This window comes from Pelagicoccus sp. SDUM812002 (genome assembly GCF_031127835.1).
Classification (GTDB): domain Bacteria; phylum Verrucomicrobiota; class Verrucomicrobiia; order Opitutales; family Opitutaceae; genus Pelagicoccus.
In genome coordinates this window covers 250,226-269,089 of record NZ_JARXHX010000008.1, presented here as the reverse complement: position 1 = coordinate 269,089, position 18,864 = coordinate 250,226, and the positions used below count along the sequence as shown (strand labels likewise).

Annotated in this window: 13 protein-coding genes; 4 read left to right on the top strand and 9 right to left on the bottom strand. The window is 53.1% G+C overall.

What is annotated here, in order from left to right:
* The first annotated feature begins 526 nt into the window (after positions 1–526).
* From QEH53_RS13770 to QEH53_RS13755, 4 genes are all read left to right on the top strand, one after another.
* Positions 527–2,383 carry a glycoside hydrolase family 13 protein gene (locus tag QEH53_RS13770; protein ID WP_309023787.1) on the top strand — a complete coding sequence of 619 codons (1,857 nt, stop codon included), beginning with the start codon at positions 527–529 and terminating at the stop codon, positions 2,381–2,383.
* A 449-nt stretch (positions 2,384–2,832) separates the two neighbouring features.
* The gene (locus QEH53_RS13765) at positions 2,833–5,580 is read left to right on the top strand and encodes a TonB-dependent receptor (RefSeq protein ID WP_309023786.1); all 2,748 of its coding nucleotides are present in this window, start codon (positions 2,833–2,835) and stop codon (positions 5,578–5,580) included.
* Between the two features lie 107 nt (positions 5,581–5,687).
* Positions 5,688–7,283: a 4-alpha-glucanotransferase gene (gene malQ / locus QEH53_RS13760; protein ID WP_309023785.1), complete on the top strand. Its 1,596-nt coding sequence runs from the start codon at positions 5,688–5,690 to the stop codon at positions 7,281–7,283.
* Between the two features lie 30 nt (positions 7,284–7,313).
* Complete coding sequence (locus QEH53_RS13755; RefSeq protein WP_309023784.1) at positions 7,314–8,612, top strand: MFS transporter; 1,299 nt, start codon at positions 7,314–7,316, stop codon at positions 8,610–8,612.
* Positions 8,613–8,645: 33 nt separating this feature from the next.
* Here QEH53_RS13755 and QEH53_RS13750 read toward each other — a convergent pair whose 3' ends face one another.
* The 9 genes from QEH53_RS13750 to QEH53_RS13710 form a co-directional block, all read right to left on the bottom strand.
* Positions 8,646–9,383, bottom strand: a complete 738-nt coding sequence (locus QEH53_RS13750; RefSeq protein WP_309023783.1) for an isochorismatase family cysteine hydrolase — start codon at positions 9,381–9,383, stop codon at positions 8,646–8,648.
* Between the two features lie 10 nt (positions 9,384–9,393).
* A complete protein-coding gene (locus QEH53_RS13745; RefSeq protein WP_309023782.1) occupies positions 9,394–10,647 on the bottom strand; it encodes a Zn-dependent hydrolase in 1,254 nt (417 codons plus the stop codon).
* 18 nt (positions 10,648–10,665) lie between these two features.
* Positions 10,666–12,633: an asparagine synthase (glutamine-hydrolyzing) gene (gene asnB / locus QEH53_RS13740; protein WP_309023781.1), complete on the bottom strand. Its 1,968-nt coding sequence runs from the start codon at positions 12,631–12,633 to the stop codon at positions 10,666–10,668.
* Positions 12,634–12,684: 51 nt separating this feature from the next.
* Positions 12,685–13,779 (bottom strand): hypothetical protein, encoded by a 1,095-nt coding sequence (locus tag QEH53_RS13735; RefSeq protein ID WP_309023780.1) that lies wholly within the window; start codon positions 13,777–13,779, stop codon positions 12,685–12,687.
* Positions 13,780–13,905: 126 nt separating this feature from the next.
* Entirely contained in the window at positions 13,906–15,333 is a 1,428-nt protein-coding gene (locus tag QEH53_RS13730) for a hypothetical protein (RefSeq protein WP_309023779.1), read from the bottom strand.
* A 12-nt stretch (positions 15,334–15,345) separates the two neighbouring features.
* Positions 15,346–15,846, bottom strand: coding sequence for a hypothetical protein (locus tag QEH53_RS13725; protein WP_309023778.1), 501 nt, complete (start codon positions 15,844–15,846; stop codon positions 15,346–15,348).
* Between the two features lie 21 nt (positions 15,847–15,867).
* Positions 15,868–16,479, bottom strand: a complete 612-nt coding sequence (locus QEH53_RS13720) for a MarR family transcriptional regulator (protein WP_309023777.1) — start codon at positions 16,477–16,479, stop codon at positions 15,868–15,870.
* A 174-nt stretch (positions 16,480–16,653) separates the two neighbouring features.
* Positions 16,654–17,826: a Rid family hydrolase gene (locus QEH53_RS13715; protein ID WP_309023776.1), complete on the bottom strand. Its 1,173-nt coding sequence runs from the start codon at positions 17,824–17,826 to the stop codon at positions 16,654–16,656.
* A gap of 11 nt (positions 17,827–17,837) precedes the next feature.
* On the bottom strand, positions 17,838–18,863 hold the full coding sequence (locus tag QEH53_RS13710) for an SUMF1/EgtB/PvdO family nonheme iron enzyme (RefSeq protein WP_309023775.1): 1,026 nt from the start codon (positions 18,861–18,863) through the stop codon (positions 17,838–17,840).
* Position 18,864 lies beyond the last annotated feature (1 nt).

Below are 18,864 nucleotides of genomic sequence, written 5' to 3'. Positions count from 1 at the left end.
CTTGCGACGGAACTCCACCGATACATCTAACCCACTAATATTGAATGCTTTAAGAATCTCCAAAGACCGAACGTCGCGAAATTTAACACTTTCCGTCGTCCGAAGTTTGGCAGCTACGAATGTCAGATTCCGGGCAAGGCGACCGCTCGCACCTCACTTTCGAATCCAAGATAGCGTCTCTAAGATTTGTCCTACCGAGTTTGGCTTTATCCAAGCTTTTGCAGCCGCACCTCTCGATGCCGATCAGTCATAGTCGACTTATACCCTGCTACGCTCCCTCTAAATACTAGCTGAATAGAGTCATGACCCGACTTCGCAAAATCCTATCAGCAGCTTTTGCTGGCCTGTTACTCTGTCCATCAAGCTCTCACCACAAATCCGGTGGTCGCTTCCGATCCCCGGTGCGAACACCGATTCCGTTCCATAGGTGAGGCGTCACGCCCGCCTTTTTCGGAAAACGGCATCTCTACGCGTGGGATTCCCACGTCCTCGCTCGCTAATTTCAGAACATCAAACCCATTTCCCTATGCTTAACAAGATCGTCAGCACCCTCTTCTCACTCCTGATCGTCGGTTCCGCCACCGCACAGAAACCCAGCCGCATCGAGCCTCCCTTCTGGTGGGCTCAAATGCCTGTATCTGAACTACAAATACAACTCTACGGTGAGGGCATAGGGCTCTATCGTGCCAGCTTGCAAACCGAGGGCGTAACGATCGCAAAGCAAGTAGCTGTCGACTCAACCAATTACCTATTTCTCTACCTCGAGATCGACGAAAGTGTCCGAGCCGGCACCGTTCCCATTCAATTTGAAAAGGACGGCGAAGCCTTCATCGTAGATTACGAACTCCGCGATCGCGAGCCCACCGCCGGCCGAAACCAAGGTTTCGATGCATCTGACCTCATCTACCTCATGATGCCTGACCGTTTCGCCAACGGAAACCTTGAAAACGACAAGATCGCAGCCCTCACCGAAGGCGTCGACCGCTCCGACCCAACCAAGCGCCAAGGCGGCGATATCCAAGGTATTTCTCAGCACCTCGACTACATAGACGACCTCGGCATGACCGCCATCTGGTTCACTCCAATATTCGAGAATAATACCCCACCCAGCTATGGCGGCTACCACGGCTACGCCGCAACCGACATGTACAATGTCGATCGACGCCTCGGTTCGAACGAAACCTATAAGGACCTCATATCTGACGTGCACGGCCGAGGCATGAAAGTCATCATGGACATGATTCACAACCACATCGGTCTCGACCACTGGTGGATGGGCGATCCTCCAACCAAAGATTGGGTGCACGATGTAGAAAAATATGGATACACTAATTTCAAGGGCACAATAGTCGGTGATCCTCACGCTTCCCAATACGACCAAGACCAGCTCGTCAAAGGCTGGTTCGTCCCCTATATGCCCGACCTCAACCAGCGCAATGAGCTACTCGCCGACTACCTCATTCAAAACTCGATCTGGTGGATCGAGTACAGCGGCATCGACGGCATCCGCATGGACACCTACTTGTACCCGTATCCCGAGTACATGGCACGTTGGACTCGAGAGATTCTCTCCGCGTATCCAAACTTCAATATTGTTGGCGAAGTCTGGGTCGAGACCGTTGCCCACGAATCTTACTGGCAAGACGACGCCCCCAACGTCGACGACGGTTATGACTCCAATCTCCCTTCCGTTACAGACTTCCCTCTCAGCTTCGCAATTCGAGACGGACTCAACGAAAAGTTCGGCTGGACCACCGGCTTGAGCAAAATTTACTATGCCTTCGCGCAGGACCGCCTCTACAACGATCCTAATAAAAATGTAATATTCATCGACAACCACGACATGAGTCGTGTCTTCGAACACCTAGGAAAAGACGAGGCCCTCTTCAAAATCGCCTATACACTCCTCCTTACCGCCAGAGGCATTCCCCAAGTATACTACGGAACCGAGTTGATGATGGCTCACGAAGATCGCGGGGGTGACGACGAAGCTTGGCGCCAAACCATGCCAGGCGGATGGCCAGACGACAAGCGCAACGTATTCACAATCTCAGGACGCACCGAAAAGGAAAACGAGGTCCTCGACTATATGAAAGCCTTGAACCATTGGAGGGCGGACACAAAAGCGCTACACCGCGGCAAACTTCTACAGTTCATCCCCGACGAAAACACCTTCGTCTACTTCCGCATCCTCGAAGACGAGGCGGTGATGGTCGCGATCAACGGCAGCGAGGAGACCGCAGAGCTCGAAGCCAACAGATTCGCCGAAGTCCTCGATCTCTACAGCAAGGCTACACTCGCTCCCGGTGGATCGCTATATAAGCTCTCCGATAAAATTTCACTAGCGCCAAAAAGCGTCCTACTACTGAACCTTTCCCAGTAAAAATCTTTCTTCGCCAACGGCTCCGGCATTGCAATGATCTAATCCAACTCGAGCATCTATGGCTAAGGCTTCATTCTAAAACAATTGCCAAAACCCTGCTCTCTCGGAGTAGGGTTTTTCTTTTATCACTGACTTACAGCGACTTACAGAAATTAGACAACTAGGGCCGTCGTCATATCACATGACCTTTCATGATACGCTTTGGACCGACCTAAGTTTTGTCCTATCCATATCAGTTTTATGCGACAGATGCAGATGGAAAATTATACAAACAGCAGCGATATTACAAACACTCCGAGAAAGCGACCCAACTGGCCATTGGTTCACTATCTTTGCCATTACTAACCTAAGTGCCCTCGTGTAGTGAGCCAGTCTCTTGCACAGGACGGCTACTAAACTACCCCGTCGTTTGGCACCCCCCCCTACAAACGTCTAATAATAACACGGATATGAATCAAAAATATACGCCCAACCCCCTTAAACAGGTTTCGCGGATCAGCTCCGCTGCTCTGCTCCTACTCGGCCTATCCACAAACCAAATCGCTCACTCCCAAGACGGAGACGACGACGTCTTCAACCTCGAAGCCTTCAAGGTAACTGGGTCTTTCGCTGGCAGTCTCGCTGCTGCTGCCCAGGAGAAAAAATTTAAGCCGACAATTGTTGAGGCAATCTCCGCCGAAGATATTGGAAAACTTCCCGACACCAGCATCGCCGAGTCGCTTGCACGTCTACCAGGTATGACTTCCCAACGCGTCAACGGAAGAAGCCAGGTCATCTCCATCCGCGGCTTTCCTTCTGAATTCACAACCGGTCTCCTCAACGGTCGCGAGCTCGCCACTACCAGTAACAACCGCGACATCGAATACGACCAATTTCCCGCCGAACTCTTGTCCGGCGCGACTGTATTTAAAACAACGGAAGCGGCTCTCGCCACTCAAGGTATCAGTGGCACTGTAAACCTGCAAACGGTCCGTCCACTTAGCCACGGCAAGAAGACCATCGCAACCAACGTATTCTACGAATGGACGGAAAAGGGAGCCCTCAACGCAGGGTCCGACGATTCTGGTATCCGTTTCACGGGTACGTATATCGACCAACTTCAAGAAGGTAAGGCCGGTATCGCCTTCGGTTTCTCCCACACCGACAAGCCGGGGCAAGGCGAGCAATGGCAAGCATGGGGTTATCCTAGCGGCGATACCGACGAATACGGCAACATTAGCATCATCGGCGGAGCCAAGCCATTCGTGCGCTCCAGCTCGCTCGAGCGCGACTCCTTCATGTTCGTTCTCGAGAACGAGGTTTCGGAAAACGTCCGCTCGACCTTCGACGCCTTCTACTCGAACTTCGCGGAGACCCAATTGCTGCGCGGCATCGAACTTCCCCTCTGGTGGAGTTCTGCCCAGTTCCGCGAAGGTAGTGAAGTCGTCGATGACAGCTTCGTAGTCGAAGGGATCTACGACAACGTCTACGGAGTCGTCCGCAACGATATCGCAACTCGCGATGCCGACGTCTACGCCCTCGGTTGGAATGTCGAATTCGAAAAACCTGGAGACTGGACCGCGGAGGCGGACATAGCTTACTCGAAAGTCGATCGCGTGGACACCGTTCTGGAGAGTTACTCTGGCACCGGCTCGAACCAAAGCGGCATCCCTGACACCGTAGCCTTCAACATGAGTGGCGGCACCGGAGCCGTCTTCTCCCCAACGATCGACTACACCGAACCGAGCAACCTCGTGCTTTCGAGTCCACAAGGATGGGGTGGGAACATCGTACCTGGCGGCCAGCTTGGTTATCTCAAAGAACCGCAGACCGAAGACGAACTCCTGCAAATCAAAGTCGGAGCCAAGCGCGAATTGGACAACCAAACATTCAGCAACCTTCAGGTTGGGCTGCGCTTCACCGACCGTTCTAAATCCGAGGCCGAAGTTGGCAAGTACCTTGCCCTCCCCGACGGAGCCACCCAAGCCCCACTCCCCACCACCATCGGCACCACCGACCTCAGCTTCATCGGCATCGCAGGTATGGCCAGCTACGACCCAATCGCAGCCCTCAACTCTGGCACCTACCAGATCATCAACAATCCGAACGCAGACGTCGTGGCAGTTGACTGGAACGTGGACGAGCAAATCACTCAGCTCTACAGCCAGCTCGATATCGATACCCGCATCGGCGACACTCCAGTCACCGGCGCCATCGGTTTCCAATACGTATTCAGCGAACAGTCTTCGAGCGGTCTCGCCGCGAGCGGAGAAGGTGACGCCGTAGAGACACTGCCCGTCTCAGACTCCCACAGCTACGAGGATTTCGTACCTTCGCTGAATCTCAACTTCCTCCTGCCCCAGGACCAGTACCTTCGCTTCAGTGCCGCCCGCCAAATCATGCGCCAACGCATGTCCGACATGCGTGCCGGCTACCAGTTCAGCTATACTCCTGCCCGAGCTAATATCGGAGACCCGATCGACGGACCTTGGGGAGGCAGCGGAGGCAACACCGCACTCGAGCCTTGGAGAGCAAACGCCATCGACCTCTCCTACGAAAAGTACTTCAAGGACGGCATGGGCTACTGGTCGGCGGCTCTTTTCTACAAGGACCTACGAACCTTCGCCTACAAGCAAAAGCAAATCCGCGACTTCACCGGATTCCCCTTCGAAGGATCAACTCCCGCCACCTTCTTGGGCGGGGTGGAAGTCCCACAAAACGGTAGCGGCGGGAGTGTGCAAGGAGTTGAGCTCACACTATCCCTACCGGGCGAGAAGCTGAGCGACTCCCTCAAGGGATTCGGAGCTATCCTCAACGCCGCCTTTACTGACAACAACGTGCAGCCCGATCCCAACGACGCGAATACGCCGCTCCCCGGATTCTCAGACAAGGTCGCAAGCGCTACCTTCTACTACGAGTCCGAAAACGGCTTCGCTGCTCGCATCAGCGGACGCTATCGCTCCGAGTATCGTGCTAACGTCTCCTCCTTCGGACCTCGAGGGGAAGACTTCCGCACAGTGCAGGACGAAACCGTCATCGACGCCCAACTCAGCTACGCCTTCCAGTCCGGCAGCCTTGAAGGAGCCTCCATCATCTTGCAGGGCTACAATCTTAACGACGAGCCCCTCGTAACCTACGAAGGCAACGATCCACGATTCGTCCGCGACTACCAAAGCTACGGCCCCTCCTACTCGGTCGGCATGTCGTACAAGTTCTAGGCACAGAGGGAAAACAAATTACGGGCTGGCTGCGTAGGAACCTGCGTTGGCCAGCCCTTTTCTCCACGACCCTTTCTCACCCAAAAACACGGACGGATCCACCAAAAATGCCACACCTCGAAAACAGCTGGCTAACCGCCAGACAATCCGGTGCCCTACTTCACGTGAGCTCGCTTCCGAGCGAGACAGGTATCGGAAATCTCGGTACGGGTGCCCATCGCTTCGTGGACTTTCTCGCCACCGCCGGCTTCGCCTACTGGCAAGTCTGTCCCGTCGGCCCCACTGGATACGGCGACTCGCCCTATCAATCATTTTCCGCCTTCGCAGGAAACCCATATTTCATCGATCTTGACGAACTCGCCAGAAACGACCTGCTCCAGGAGCAAGAAATATCCGAGCTACGGGAGCTCCCCACCGATCACGTCGACTACGGTCAGCTCTACCATCGATTCTGGGGTATCCTTGCCAAGGCCCACTCCCGCTTCGACGCCAAGACCTTCGCTCTTGAGAACGGCAAGCCCTTCCACGCGTTCTACGAATCCCAAGCGTATTGGCTCGACCCCTACACCACTTTCATGGCCCTCAAGGCTCGCTTCGGACAACGCTCTTGGGTCGAATGGCCCCAGGAGTATCGCGACCCAAAAAGGATCGCCAAGATCAAGCTCAGCCAGCCGGAAATATCCGAACGCTCAAGACACGCTTTCTACCAGTATATCTTCTTCCACCAGTGGAACCGCCTCAAGAACTACGCCACCGAAAAAGGCGTACAAATCGTTGGAGATATGCCGATCTATGTCGCCCTCGACAGCGCAGACGTCTGGAGCCGCCGTGACAATTTCCTCGTTAAAACTGACGGCGACCTCGACTCAGTCGCCGGTGTCCCCCCCGATTACTTTTCCGAAACCGGACAACTCTGGGGCAATCCGCTCTACAACTGGAACCATCTCTCAAAAAATGGATACAAGTGGTGGATCGAACGCATCTGTTCCAGCCTCGAACTCTTCGACGTCCTACGTTTCGACCATTTCCGCGGATTCGCAGACTTTTGGGTAGTACCTTCCCATGCCCCAGACGCTTCGGAAGGGACATGGGAATTAGGCCCGGGCATCTCACTCTTCAAAGCAATTGAGCAAGCGATTCCGGATTCTAAGTTCATCGCTGAAGACCTAGGCTACATCAATGAAACGGTATTTAACTTGCGCGAGCAAACAGGCTACCCGGGAATGAAAATCATGCAGTTCGGCTTCGGGCACGACGACAACAACGTCAACCTTCCACACTTCTTCGAACGCAACCAAGTCGTTTATACCGGTACCCACGACAACAATACAACACAAGCTTGGATCGAATCTCTGAGCGGCGAAAACAAGCAAATGGTTTTCGATTACTTCGACCTCCACGAGAACCCCACTGCCGACCGAATCCTGCAAGCCGCTTTCGCCTCGGTCGCGCGGCTAGTGATCACCCCCGTACAAGACCTGCTTGGACTCGGGGCAGAAGCTCGAATGAACGAGCCTGGCACCTCCATCGGGAACTGGCAGTGGCGGCTCGACCCTGAACGTTTCGACCTTCTCTCCCAAGGGTCCATCGACCGGCTCCTCGCTTTGCACAAACGCTACCATCGCGTTGACGACACTCAACAACGCAATTATTCTGCCCCCCCTGAGAGGAAGCAATCCCTCGATCAAATGCCAACCGCCTAAAGCCCCGCTTCCGTCTAAGAACCTCCCCAAATGACCCAACAAAGACTTTCCTTCTGGCAAATCTGGAATATGAGCTTCGGCTTCCTCGGCATCCAATTCGGATGGGGACTGCAGATGGCGAACATGTCCGCTATCTACCAATACTTAGGTGCAGACGAGAGCGAAATCCCCCTATTGTGGCTCGCCGCCCCAATCACCGGATTGATAGTGCAACCAATTATTGGATACTATAGCGATCGCACTTGGACCCGACTTGGCCGTCGCCGACCCTACTTTCTCGTTGGTGCCATCCTCGCCAGTTTAACCCTCATCGCTATGCCGAATTCATCCACACTCTGGATGGCCGCTGGCCTGCTGTGGATACTGGATGCTTCGGTTAACGTATCTATGGAACCCTTTCGCGCCTTCGTCGGCGACAAGCTTCCCGAAGACCAACGCAAAACGGGCTTCGCCATGCAGAGCTTACTCATCGGGCTCGGCGCCGTAGCGGCCTCTTCGCTTCCATGGGTATTCAGCAATATATTCGGTATGGAAGCAGGCTCCACGGAGGGCAGCGCCATACCACAAACGGTGAAGATTTCATTCTACATCGGATCCGCTATCTTCTTCTTCGCCGTGATGTATACCATCATCACTACTAAGGAAGATCCGCCCGAAGATCTGGAATCCTTTGAACGAGAGAAGGCCGAGTCTGCTGGCGTCGGCAACATGTTCACGGAGATATTCACCGGTATCAAAAGCATGCCAAAGGCCATGCGTCAGCTAGCGGTCTCCCAATTCTTCACTTGGTTCGGTCTCTTCTGCTTGTGGCTCTACTTTTCTCCTGCGGTCGCCACCCAAGTGTTCAGTGGAAAGGTTGGCGAACCGGCTTACCAAAAGGGTGTGGAGTGGGCAGGAGTTTGCCTTAGCGCCTACAACTTCATAGCGTTCCTCTTTTCCTTCGCCCTCATCGCACTCACCAAGAAGTATTCCGCTAAAGCTATCCACACCGTTTGCCTCCTCTGCGGTGCTCTTGGTTTGATCTCAACGGTATTCGTATCCAATCACTATATACTTATCGTCTCCATGGTGGGCGTCGGCGTCGCTTGGGCGAGTATTCTCTCCATGCCCTATGCAATGCTCTCAAATGTCATTCCTGCCAAAAAGATGGGGTTCTATATGGGTGTATTCAACTTCTTCATCGTGCTCCCCCAAATCGTCGCTTCCCTAGGGCTCGGTGCCGTAGTAAAGCACCTTTTCAGCAACAATGCTGCCATAGCGGTTGCCCTCGGTGGTGCTTCCTTGGTCGTAGCCGCCATTTCCCTTCGCTTCGTCGAGGAGGAAACCTAGAGAATTATCCGAAGACGCGTAAGCTCCAACCGACTAAATCGAACTGCTAGGCTCCACTCCGGTGAAACGCGCGATATCTTGAAGAGCCTCCTCTGTGCTTACTACGCGGGCATAACGATCCTTCAAGGTAGCGATACTCGCTTCGTGCAATTGCGGGGTAACCGTTGCGCACGCGTCGTCGATCATGCTTACGAAATAGCCTAAGTCACTCGCCGCGCGCACCGTCGTTTCTACACACTCGTTGGTATAGACGCCACAGACAAAGAGGGCGTTCACTCCCATATTATTGAGAACGAAGTGAAAGTTGGTGGAAGAAAATACACCGCTCGCAGTCTTGTTCACCACGACCTCATCACCAAACGGAGCCACCGCCTCCACAAACTCAGCTTCCTTCGATCCGGGTGCCGCTAATAAATCCAAACGCTTGTGACCAGGGCTACGATCCCTTCCATCCTGGGTTAGGGCCTGTATCCGCGTATGCATTACCTCGAGCTGACAGGAGCGAAAAGCCTCCTGCAAGCGCCTGACATTAGGGAGTACGAACTCTTTGAGACGGTTGAAGTAGTAGTCCCGACCCTCTTTCGGGACGCCAGACTTTTCTGGTTCGCGAAAAACCCCGTAGCCCTCGACCGCGTCCAAATACTGCAGGTCGATACAAAGCAATCCGGTGTTGTGATTAATAAGCTGCTTAAAATGTCCCGGGTTATCGACGATCGAATCGTGATAAATCGACTTTAACGGGTCTCGTTGCTTTGCTGTGTCCTTACTCATCGGATACGGATTAAGTTTCTGTCTTCCCAGCCATGCGGCTAAGGGTTCTCAAAGCCAAATTCGCCCCGGCCTCGATATCGGACCATGCGGTCCACTCCGCTGGGGAGTGACTCTTACCTTCGCGACTCGGGACAAAGATCATTCCCATACGCGTTAGCTGGGCCATGATTTGCGCGTCGTGCGCTGCTCCGCTTGGCATCTTCAGATAGTCTAGCCCTAGTCCTTTGGCTTCGCTCTCGAGTGCATCGATAATATCTTTGTGACACTCTGTAGGCTCGATCTCACTTTGGATCTCGTAGTCGAACATGAGTTTGCGACGGCGGGCGATCGCCGACAAAGCCCGATGAAACGCCTGTCCCAGATCTTCTAATACAGCTTTGGAGGTGTCTCTTACATCAATCGTAAGCTCGACCAACCCCGGAACTGTGTTGGGAGCGCCCGGCAAAATCTGGGCTCTCCCTATGGTCGCGCGACTCGACTCGGCACCATTCTCCTCCAAGATTCTCGGAATCTCGTGAGCAAAATCGGCTAAGCCCATAAAAGCGTCTTCCCGCATCTCCATGGGAGTCGTTCCGGCGTGGTTGGCAGTGCCGCGTATCTTGATCAGCCACTTGAAGAGACCGGTTATGTTTTCTACGATGCCCACTGGCTTTCGCAACCGATCTAGCACCGGGCCTTGCTCGATATGAAGCTCGAGATAGGAATCGATATCCTCAGGATCGAGACGAGCATCGAGAGCTTCCAATGGATTCATACCGCAACGACGCATCGCATCTGCTAAGGTGCAGCCCTCCAAGTCGCTGTAATACTCCAGAGTCTCAGGCGTGACCGCCCCAACCACTGACTGGGATCCGAACATCCCCCCAAAGCGACCCTCCTCATCGCTGAATGCGACCAACTCGAGATGATGAGAGCGCAAGTCCTGGCCCTGCTCTTTCAAGGAACGCAAACACTCTAGAGCGACAAGCACGCCTAGGCTTCCATCCAAAGCACCCGCACAGGGGACTGTATCCAGGTGGGAACCGACTAGGATCGTTTTCGCCGAATCGTCACTGGAAGAAAGACGCCCGAAGACATTCGCCGCTCCATCCGTGCGTACCTCGAGGCCGCAAGCATCGAGCTTTTTGCGAAGCCACTCCCTGCCTTGCATATCCGCTTCGGAAAAAGCAGTCCGGTACAAGCCTCTGTCTTCGGGGTTCTTTCCGATCTCAGACAGTTCGAAGAAGTCCTGCTTCAGTCTTTCAATGTCGATTACTAGTTCCACCTGAAATTTTAGTACGTTTTAAGTGGATACAATTGGATTCTCCACAAAGGTTGAACTCAAGATCTGCAAGCACAGCAAATGATTCAGTAAGGTATCCTTTCTCGTCAAAGAAACCGGGTCCTTATCCTTTCGGTAATCCTCCAAGAATTTCGCCGTACGGACTGGGCTCAACAATTCCGACTTTCGTATCGCATCGGGGTTGAGGAAACGCTCGATCAGCTCGTTCACCTTCGCCTGTTTGTCCGGGCTCGTGTGAGCCGGAGGCGCCATGAAAGCGAATTTTTCGCGCTTGTAGAGAACTTCTGGAAGCACGCCCTTGACTGCCTCTCGCAATACCCACTTTTCAATATTACCTTTCACGCGCAGGTTAGCGGGGACCTGCATCGCAACCTCAGCCAAGTGGTGGTCAAGAAAAGCCGGGCGCGACTCCATGGAGTTCGCCATGTCGACTCGGTCGCCGCCCCAGTTGAGAATCTGCCCCTCCAACTGGCACTTGCTCCACGTGTACTGAGCTTTGTCGAGGGCGTGTCGATTCTTCAGCATCTTTGGGTCGATCTTCGAAGCAATTCCATGGATCGGATCGTAGTCTCCAACCTCATCTAACGTATCGTCGCTTAGAAGCGGCTTCGCCAGCTCCAGCGTCGCCATCCAAGGTTGAATCCATGATGGGGTAAAGCCACAGAGTTCCTCGAACGCCGCGTGCTTCAACTGATTCTCTGCAAGTATTGCCCCCTTGAAGAGCTTGTTCGATTCGTCCAAAAGACCTTGCAGTCGCTCTCGCTCTTCAGGTGGTTCGTCATTCAGACCATGGAGAAACATATCCCGCTTGAAAGCGGGATACCCGCCAAACAACTCGTCAGCCCCTTCTCCCGTTACTACCGTTTTGTATCCACACTCCCTGACCCGTTGACTCATCAAATACTTCGCAACACCAAGCGTGTTGTAAAATGTGCGCTCCGCGTGCCAAACGGTTTTAATGAAATTGTCACCATAGAGGTCTTCAGCCTTCAGGTTGATCTGCTCTTGATCCGCCCCCATGCTGTCAGACATTTCTTTGGCGATATGAGCCTCATCGTACTTATCGTCATCGAAGCTGATCGTGAACGCCTTGACCGGGCTCTGCATCGCCCCTGTCGCTAGACCGAGAATACAGCAACTATCAATTCCGCCCGACAAGTAGCAACCTACAGGTACATCCGCCTCCAAACGGAAGATCACCGACTCGATAAGCTTTTCGCGAACGCGATCCACATGATCCTGCTCGCTCAACATCGTGTCTCGCGCATCGATCTCCGGGAAATCCATATCCCAATACTTTCGGGTACTTGTCTCCAATTTTCCTTTACGCTTCCGCACGACCATCATGTGGCCAGGCTCGACCGCTACGATCTCCTCGAAAGCTGAAGTGCCCGGTTTTATTGTCTGCATCAGCTGGTGCAGAGCTGCCTTGCGAGAAAGGCGCTTGGGCACTTCCGGATGGGCCAAAATAGCCTTCACCTCCGAACCGTATACCAAAGTCTCTCCCGAATTGTAGTAGAACAATGGACGGATGCCGAAACGGTCTCGCACGAACAGCATTTCGTCCTTCTCCCTGTCGTAAAGAGCGAAGGCAAATTCACCCCGCAGATGCTCCACGAACGCCTTCCCGAATTTCCGGTAGAGTGTGAGAGCGATTTCGCTGTCGGATTTGCAGCTGAAGCGGTCCCCTTCCGCCATGGCATGTGAGCGGTACTTCTTAAAGTCATAGAACTCGCCATTCACGGTTAGGCTGAGGGACTTGTCCCTGTTGTGTATTGGTTGATCGCCCGTGTTTAGATCGATGATAGACAGTCGCGTATGCCCCATAGCGAGCCCGCGCTCCGAGTCTACATAGCTGCCCTCGCCATCCGGTCCACGATGTTCGATCGTCTTGAGCATCCGGGACAGGGTGTAACCGTCCTCTGGATGCATTGGCTTTACTGAAAACATTCCTGCGATTCCGCACATAGTTTCTTTTCGTTTCGGCACTCGGTGACGTTACGCCGCCCTGCCTTCGTTCTACTTTACGGTTGGGATTTCGTCAGGTAGCCGATCCAGTCGACCACTCACGCATATCAACAAGGCTTGTCGGACGAAAACCGCCCCATGAGCCTGGGAGAAATAAAGGTTATGAGCTGTGTCATCCAAACTGCGGTCCAGTTCCGTAAGCCGCGCCAAAGGATGTAATATCACAGCATTCTTCTTCAGATCACTGTCCCTGTTAAGCTGGTACTCACTGTCCAGGTTCTTGTAGCTATCTCCAAGGAACGCGATTGAGTTCATGTAGATCACATCCAGCTCGGAAACATGCTTCTGCATGTCATTAGTAACTTGGTACTGAATTCCTGCCTTCTTGAGTTCGGCGACCAGATCTTCTCCGAACGGATCCGCCATCTGAGAAATAACAATCACTCGGCTGATGCGATCCTGAAACAAAAGTGACATCAGAAGAAAGCTCTTCACCGCTCTCATGCTTCCAGGTGTACCCAAAATCCCAAGACACATCTTTTTACTGCGCTTGCTTGGATCTCGCTTCGCCAGCTCCGGCTTCCATTTCAATAGGGCGTACCAGTCAGCAAGCGATTGCGTCGGGTGCTCGCCACTCCCGTTCCCGGCGTTGATGAGTGGCACACGCAGGCTCTTGAGCATCCTTTCCGCCGAATCCGTTTCCGTATGGCGCATGATAACCATATCGCAATAGGCGTTAAACATCTCTCCGATATCTTCCAACGATTCGCCTTTGCGAACTCCAGTGACGCCTCCTTCGGGAATACTGAGCACCTTGCCATCCAATCGCAAAACCGCGCTTTCGAAAGAGAGCCGCGTCCGCGTACTCGCTTCGAAAAAAGCCGTGGTTACGATTTTCCCATCCATGATATGATAGGGAGCGATTTCAAAATTCTCCAGCACCGCCGCCAACTTCGCGAGCTCGATCACTTCCTCGCGCTTGAAGTCCTTAACGCCCAAGATGGAACGTCCCTTCAATCCCCTCAGAATCGAGAGATCAATCGGGTTATCTTCGAATAGGTTGAGCGGCTTCGGCCTCAACGTTTCCGCGCCCGCCGGAGGCTCCAGGAACTCGATGTGCTTATTTAATTCTAGTTTGTCGCTCATATTACCACAGGTCCTTTGAAATTATGTCTTTCACGACCATCCATAGCAACGTGACCACGCCAGCTGCTGTAAGAATGATTGCCGCAAATATCAGCGCCACCACTACAAGCTTTGGAAATAATACCATTATAATTTCTCCTCGTTTAAAACGCTCCAATCAAACCGTGTCTTGGACAGAGCAATTGTTCCAAAAGTAATCACCATTGAGACAATCGTCGCGATCAAAGACGCGGTGTACCAACCGTATTCAAAGTAGGCATAGAGTCCGATCGCGGATCCACAAACCATAGAGAGGACAGCACCGACTTCGTTAGAGCGTCGCCAATACAAACCGGTCACTACCGGCCAAACGGCGCTCCCGACGAATGGACCGGCGAAGAAAAGCACTGACATAAGATTTCCCACCCGAGGTAGACAAATCAGCCATGTCACAAGCCCGAGTCCTACAATGATTAGCGTGGAAATCTTTCGCAATTGTTCGTCGCTCACACTCGGGTTGATCATCTTTTTGTAGACATCCTCCGCCAGCAAATCCGACGTCGCTGCCAGCAAGCTATCGATACTCGAACCGAGAGAACAAAATATCACCACAAAGAGAACCACCGCTCCTGTTGAACCCAATAACTCTCCGGCGATCAAAGGTCCGGTCATGTCGATATCCGTGATGTTGATACCAAGGCTATTGCTGAAAAGGGCCGAAAAGCCGACCGCCAAAGGAATCGGCAACCACAGCAGCCCCGCCAATGAAAAGGCCTTCGAGACAACCTTCTTTCGAATCGCAAAAGCCCTGCTCCACCACACGTTGTTGTGGAACACCTCCCCAAATCCGAAAAACATGTTGTTGAACAACGAGAGCAACGCCACCGGTAATAAAGCGTTAAACAAAGCGGGCTGCGTTTGCACCGAGGTCTCATAAGCATCGCCCAGGTCCATCCGCGAGAGTGCAGCTACCGCCACCGCGATGATCCCGATGAGGATGATAACACTTTGGATAAAGTCCGTTCCGATGACAGCATAGAGCCCGCCTACCAAGGTATACAAAACGCATACCAGCAAAATCATGCTCATCCCGTACTTGTAGTTTATCCCCGCCAAGGCCTCCAGCACGATACCGCCAGCCATGGCCATTGAAACCAACCATGCCATCGAATAGAAGAGTGAGATCCCGAGAAAGACTGACCAGGCAACCTTTCCGTAGCGCAAGCGAATAAAATCCCCTGAAGTGAATCCACGTGGCATAAGGTTTCGGATACGTGCTGCCATTGGGGCGAATAGAAATAGACCAAAGCTGGCGGTCGTGAACGCAAGCAAGCCCCACACACCCATCTTCAAGCCGAACTGCGGCACTACCATAATCGTATTGGAGGTCACCCACGTAGCCATGGCTGTGGCGGAGCCAAACGCTATACCCACGTTGCGACCTGCCAGCATGAATCCGTCGAGACTCTTAGATTTGCGTCCCCAATAGAGTCCGAGCCCAACCCACATAATTCCAAATGCAATAAGCAGCGTCCAACCGATACCAGGAGCTAGAATTGTTTCTTCTTGGTTCATCTCGTTATGCCTTTAGGCGATCTCCTTTCTCTCTACCGCGCGACGTCCCAGCACGATTGTTAGAATCAAAACAATAAAACAAACCGCTCCCGCCCCCATCAGGGGCCATACGATCGCCATGTCGATATAGTCGACTGTGACTTCCAATGATTCGTCTCCCCATTCTGGATACACACCGTCTCGATCCTTGGAACGAATTCGAAAAATATGCTTCCCTTCGTTTAGACCAGACACGAAAGAGGCCGTGTCCTCTCCTTCATAAACAAGCAAACTGGACTCGGTCTCCCCTTCGCTCCAGCGCCTCACTTCGTAGACACGGTCAGGCTCGGGCCCTACACCAATCTCGCCCCAAACCAATGGCACAGTTCCGTCGTCAGTCTGGTAGCTCTCGCCATCTGGCTCCTGGAAGCCGGCAGCACCGACATCCACTGTCAGTAGTTGTAAAGTTATTACAATGAGAATCGCAGCGACTGTGCGGGACTGCGTTCTCAAGCGAATGAGAGCGTGATGCATTTCAACAAGGGTTATGAGGGATTAGGAATCGGTCCGCTCGACCGTTCTCAAGGCAGCACGACGACCTGCCTTCAAGTCAGCCGCCGTCTCAAGGATGGGCGCTGTTGGGCTATCGACTGACTCCGATACCGGAGCGTCAATGCACTCGATTATTTTCTCTAGCGAAAGCGCGATCGTGGCCCGCTCTAGTTCGGGAAGCTTATCGATCGCATCTACCAAATTCTCTTGGAGGGGAGAAGGAGCTTTCGCAACCATCTCTCGACCTTTGTCGGTCAGGGTGATGCGAACACGTCGTCGGTCGCGCACAGAACGCTCCCGGGCCAGTGCCCCCGTCTTCTCCAACCGATCGACTATCCCTACCGTAGTGCTGGGACTGAGGAAAACTTCGCGAGAGAGGTCTTTCACAGTCAATGGACCTAACTCGTCTAACTTTAGCATGCACAACAACTGCGGCACCGTCATCCCACTACCTGTAGCAAGCCGCCGCGAGTGGCTATCTATCGATCGCACAATACGGCGCAAGGAACTAAGGATCCTAAGATCATAGCGCTCGCGCGGCACCACCGGCAACAACTCCTCGACGTCACCCTCCGGCCCGACAGGAAACTCCTCTGCCTCTAATCCCTGGCTCATTTGCCAAGGCCTCGAACTGTTTCGACACGAATCATTCGTGTACGAACCATTTTCCCAAGACCTGCGCCTGTCAAGCCTACCGTCTAACTCAAGTCCTAGCTAATCGATAGCGCGCAAAAAGTATACAGGGTAATCACGCCCCCATATCCGAGAAACGGGAACTGAGGTGCACGGCTACTCTTTGATAACTGCCACCAATTCGATCTCGATCAAAAGTTCGTGTCTGCACACATCCGCTTCCACGCAAACGAGCGGCATGTCGGCGATACGCAGTTTTTGCAGCACACTCCGATAGGCAGCGTATGCCTCGCGGTTTTTGCAGTAGACGGTGCCGGTACAAACGTCCGCTAATCCGCCGCCTTGATCGCCCAAGAGGGCCGCTATATTTAACAGCGTGTCTAAAGCCTGCATTTCGGCATTTCCGATATAGGTGCTTTCACCCCGCGTGTTGATGCTCGCCGTCCCTGATACGTAAACAGCTCGAAAACCTTCATGACAGACCGCCATTGCCCGCGAAAAAGCAGAGCCGTATCCAAAAGCTTGATGCTGACGCGAGGTCGTTACGACCTGCTCCATTCGGAATGCGTTCTCTGAACCACCCTTGCCCAAACCTAGTACATCCACGAAAATTTCTTCATCCGAGAACCTACCTTGAATCCCAGTACTTGCCGGAAAAACCGGATCCTTGCCGGTAGCGTAGATTCCAGCTTCCTTAAAATGCTTGGTGCGGATGCAGTTAAACTCTCCATACCAATCAAGCAGTCTTCTCGAATAGAACCAAGTACGCGCCACGTCGTGAAGCGTAAGGTCGTAGCGCGACATCGCTTCCTCGATTCGATCAAACACCATTTCGCATTGCCGAGTGACGCAGCCTTTGTCACCCGGGTTCGATTCGTCAAACCCATGGATCCGTGGGCAATATACCAATTGAAAGCCTTCGCCCTCCAGTACGCGAGCCGGAGAAATTTCGCTATCGTCAGTTCGCACCGTTGCCGCGCCATCGTGACTCCGCACACCCCAGATCTGAATACTCGTCACTTCCTGCGGACCGAGCGAACGTCCCTCCAAATAAGTGTAGGGCAAATAGCAATCGAGACCTGAGTTCCCAAGTGCGCGTTGACGTCCCATGTCGAATGCCTCTCGGGCTTCGACGTTTCCGTGCACCTTCTCCTGGATGACCTGAATTTGCTTTTCTTTAAGAATTGGAATGAGTTGACCATACAAGTCTTCCGCCAGTTCGGCCGCAGTTCCCGTCAACGAAGGCCTCACCGTGATATAACAATCGGTGTACGAGATCCTTGGATACTCTTTTATGTCTGTTTGCGATGGGGGATTTGTGGTGATCATAGTATTTGAGGTTAAAGGTCCTTTGCACAGCGGAATCCTAGGTCCGCGTGCCAGTAGTTAGGATTACACCAAAGTCGGCGGGTCGTACGAAAGTTGAAGCGAGCGTGCGACTCCGGGCCGCCAAAACCACCCCCACGTATCACTTTTCGAGTGTTCGTTTCACGTCCCTGCCGGACGCTGCGCAAGAGGGCGTCTGAGCTGTAAGCCTCGGGTAGATCTCCATTTTCCAAACCCACAGGGCCTACTGGATTAATGCCTACGGCAGATAGATCTGAATAATACGCTTCCCCGTACCAATCCGCCGTCCACTCCCAAACATTTCCTGCCATACCCACACAGCCATACGGACTCGCGAGATCCTCGTATTCTTCCACGGAATACACGTTATCTGAGTTACGAGAGATCCAATCTTCGCCCCAAGGAAACCGGTTTACAGCAACGCCCCTTGCCGCTTTTTCCCACTCCGCTTCAGTTGGCAGCCGCTTCCCGCACCAAGCCGCATAGGAACTCGCATCCCGCCAGGTGACGCCGCGAACTGGATATTCCGACTGCCTTGACACTACAGCCGACACCACCGACTGAGCCCTAACGTCTTGGACAGAGAGGGAGCTGAGGCTTCCCTTTTTAGCCTTCACTTGAATTTCTAAGGATCCCAAAGCAGCCAACCAAAGCTGCGCGTCTAATTGCAACAGATCAACAGAGGGTACGTTCACAAAACTGCTTCCGTATTTACCTTCGAAATACGTGCAAAGGTCCAAGCAACCAGCTACACTAAACCGGAACCACGACCCTTCAACTTTGCGGTATCCATTTGTATTCCTTACAAACTCCGCAAACTGTTGGTTCGTAACTTCGCAGCGATCGATCCAAAACGCTGACAACCGCACTTCGTGTACCGGGGACTCGTCGGGTGCGCCACTTTCTGATCCCATTAAAAAAACACCCTCTGGAATGAGAACCATGTCTTTACCCGTTTCCGCGGATGCATCCGCGAGTAGGACTAAAATTGAAAACCAAATTACGTAAACTTGCTTCATC

Bases quoted from the DNA above. Each gene is read 5' to 3' on its own strand.
- QEH53_RS13770 (WP_309023787.1), top strand. From the start codon at position 527: ATGCTTAACAAGATCGTCAGCACCCTCTTCTCACTCCTGATCGTCGGT.
- QEH53_RS13755 (WP_309023784.1), top strand. From the start codon at position 7,314: ATGACCCAACAAAGACTTTCCTTCTGGCAAATCTGGAATATGAGCTTC.
- QEH53_RS13715 (WP_309023776.1), bottom strand. From the start codon at position 17,826: ATGATCACCACAAATCCCCCATCGCAAACAGACATAAAAGAGTATCCA.
- QEH53_RS13765 (WP_309023786.1), top strand. From the start codon at position 2,833: ATGAATCAAAAATATACGCCCAACCCCCTTAAACAGGTTTCGCGGATC.
- QEH53_RS13725 (WP_309023778.1), bottom strand. From the start codon at position 15,846: ATGCATCACGCTCTCATTCGCTTGAGAACGCAGTCCCGCACAGTCGCT.
- asnB (WP_309023781.1), bottom strand. From the start codon at position 12,633: ATGTGCGGAATCGCAGGAATGTTTTCAGTAAAGCCAATGCATCCAGAG.
- QEH53_RS13720 (WP_309023777.1), bottom strand. From the start codon at position 16,479: ATGAGCCAGGGATTAGAGGCAGAGGAGTTTCCTGTCGGGCCGGAGGGT.
- QEH53_RS13750 (WP_309023783.1), bottom strand. From the start codon at position 9,383: ATGAGTAAGGACACAGCAAAGCAACGAGACCCGTTAAAGTCGATTTAT.
- QEH53_RS13710 (WP_309023775.1), bottom strand. From the start codon at position 18,863: ATGAAGCAAGTTTACGTAATTTGGTTTTCAATTTTAGTCCTACTCGCG.
- malQ (WP_309023785.1), top strand. From the start codon at position 5,688: ATGCCACACCTCGAAAACAGCTGGCTAACCGCCAGACAATCCGGTGCC.
- QEH53_RS13730 (WP_309023779.1), bottom strand. From the start codon at position 15,333: ATGAACCAAGAAGAAACAATTCTAGCTCCTGGTATCGGTTGGACGCTG.
- QEH53_RS13735 (WP_309023780.1), bottom strand. From the start codon at position 13,779: ATGAGCGACAAACTAGAATTAAATAAGCACATCGAGTTCCTGGAGCCT.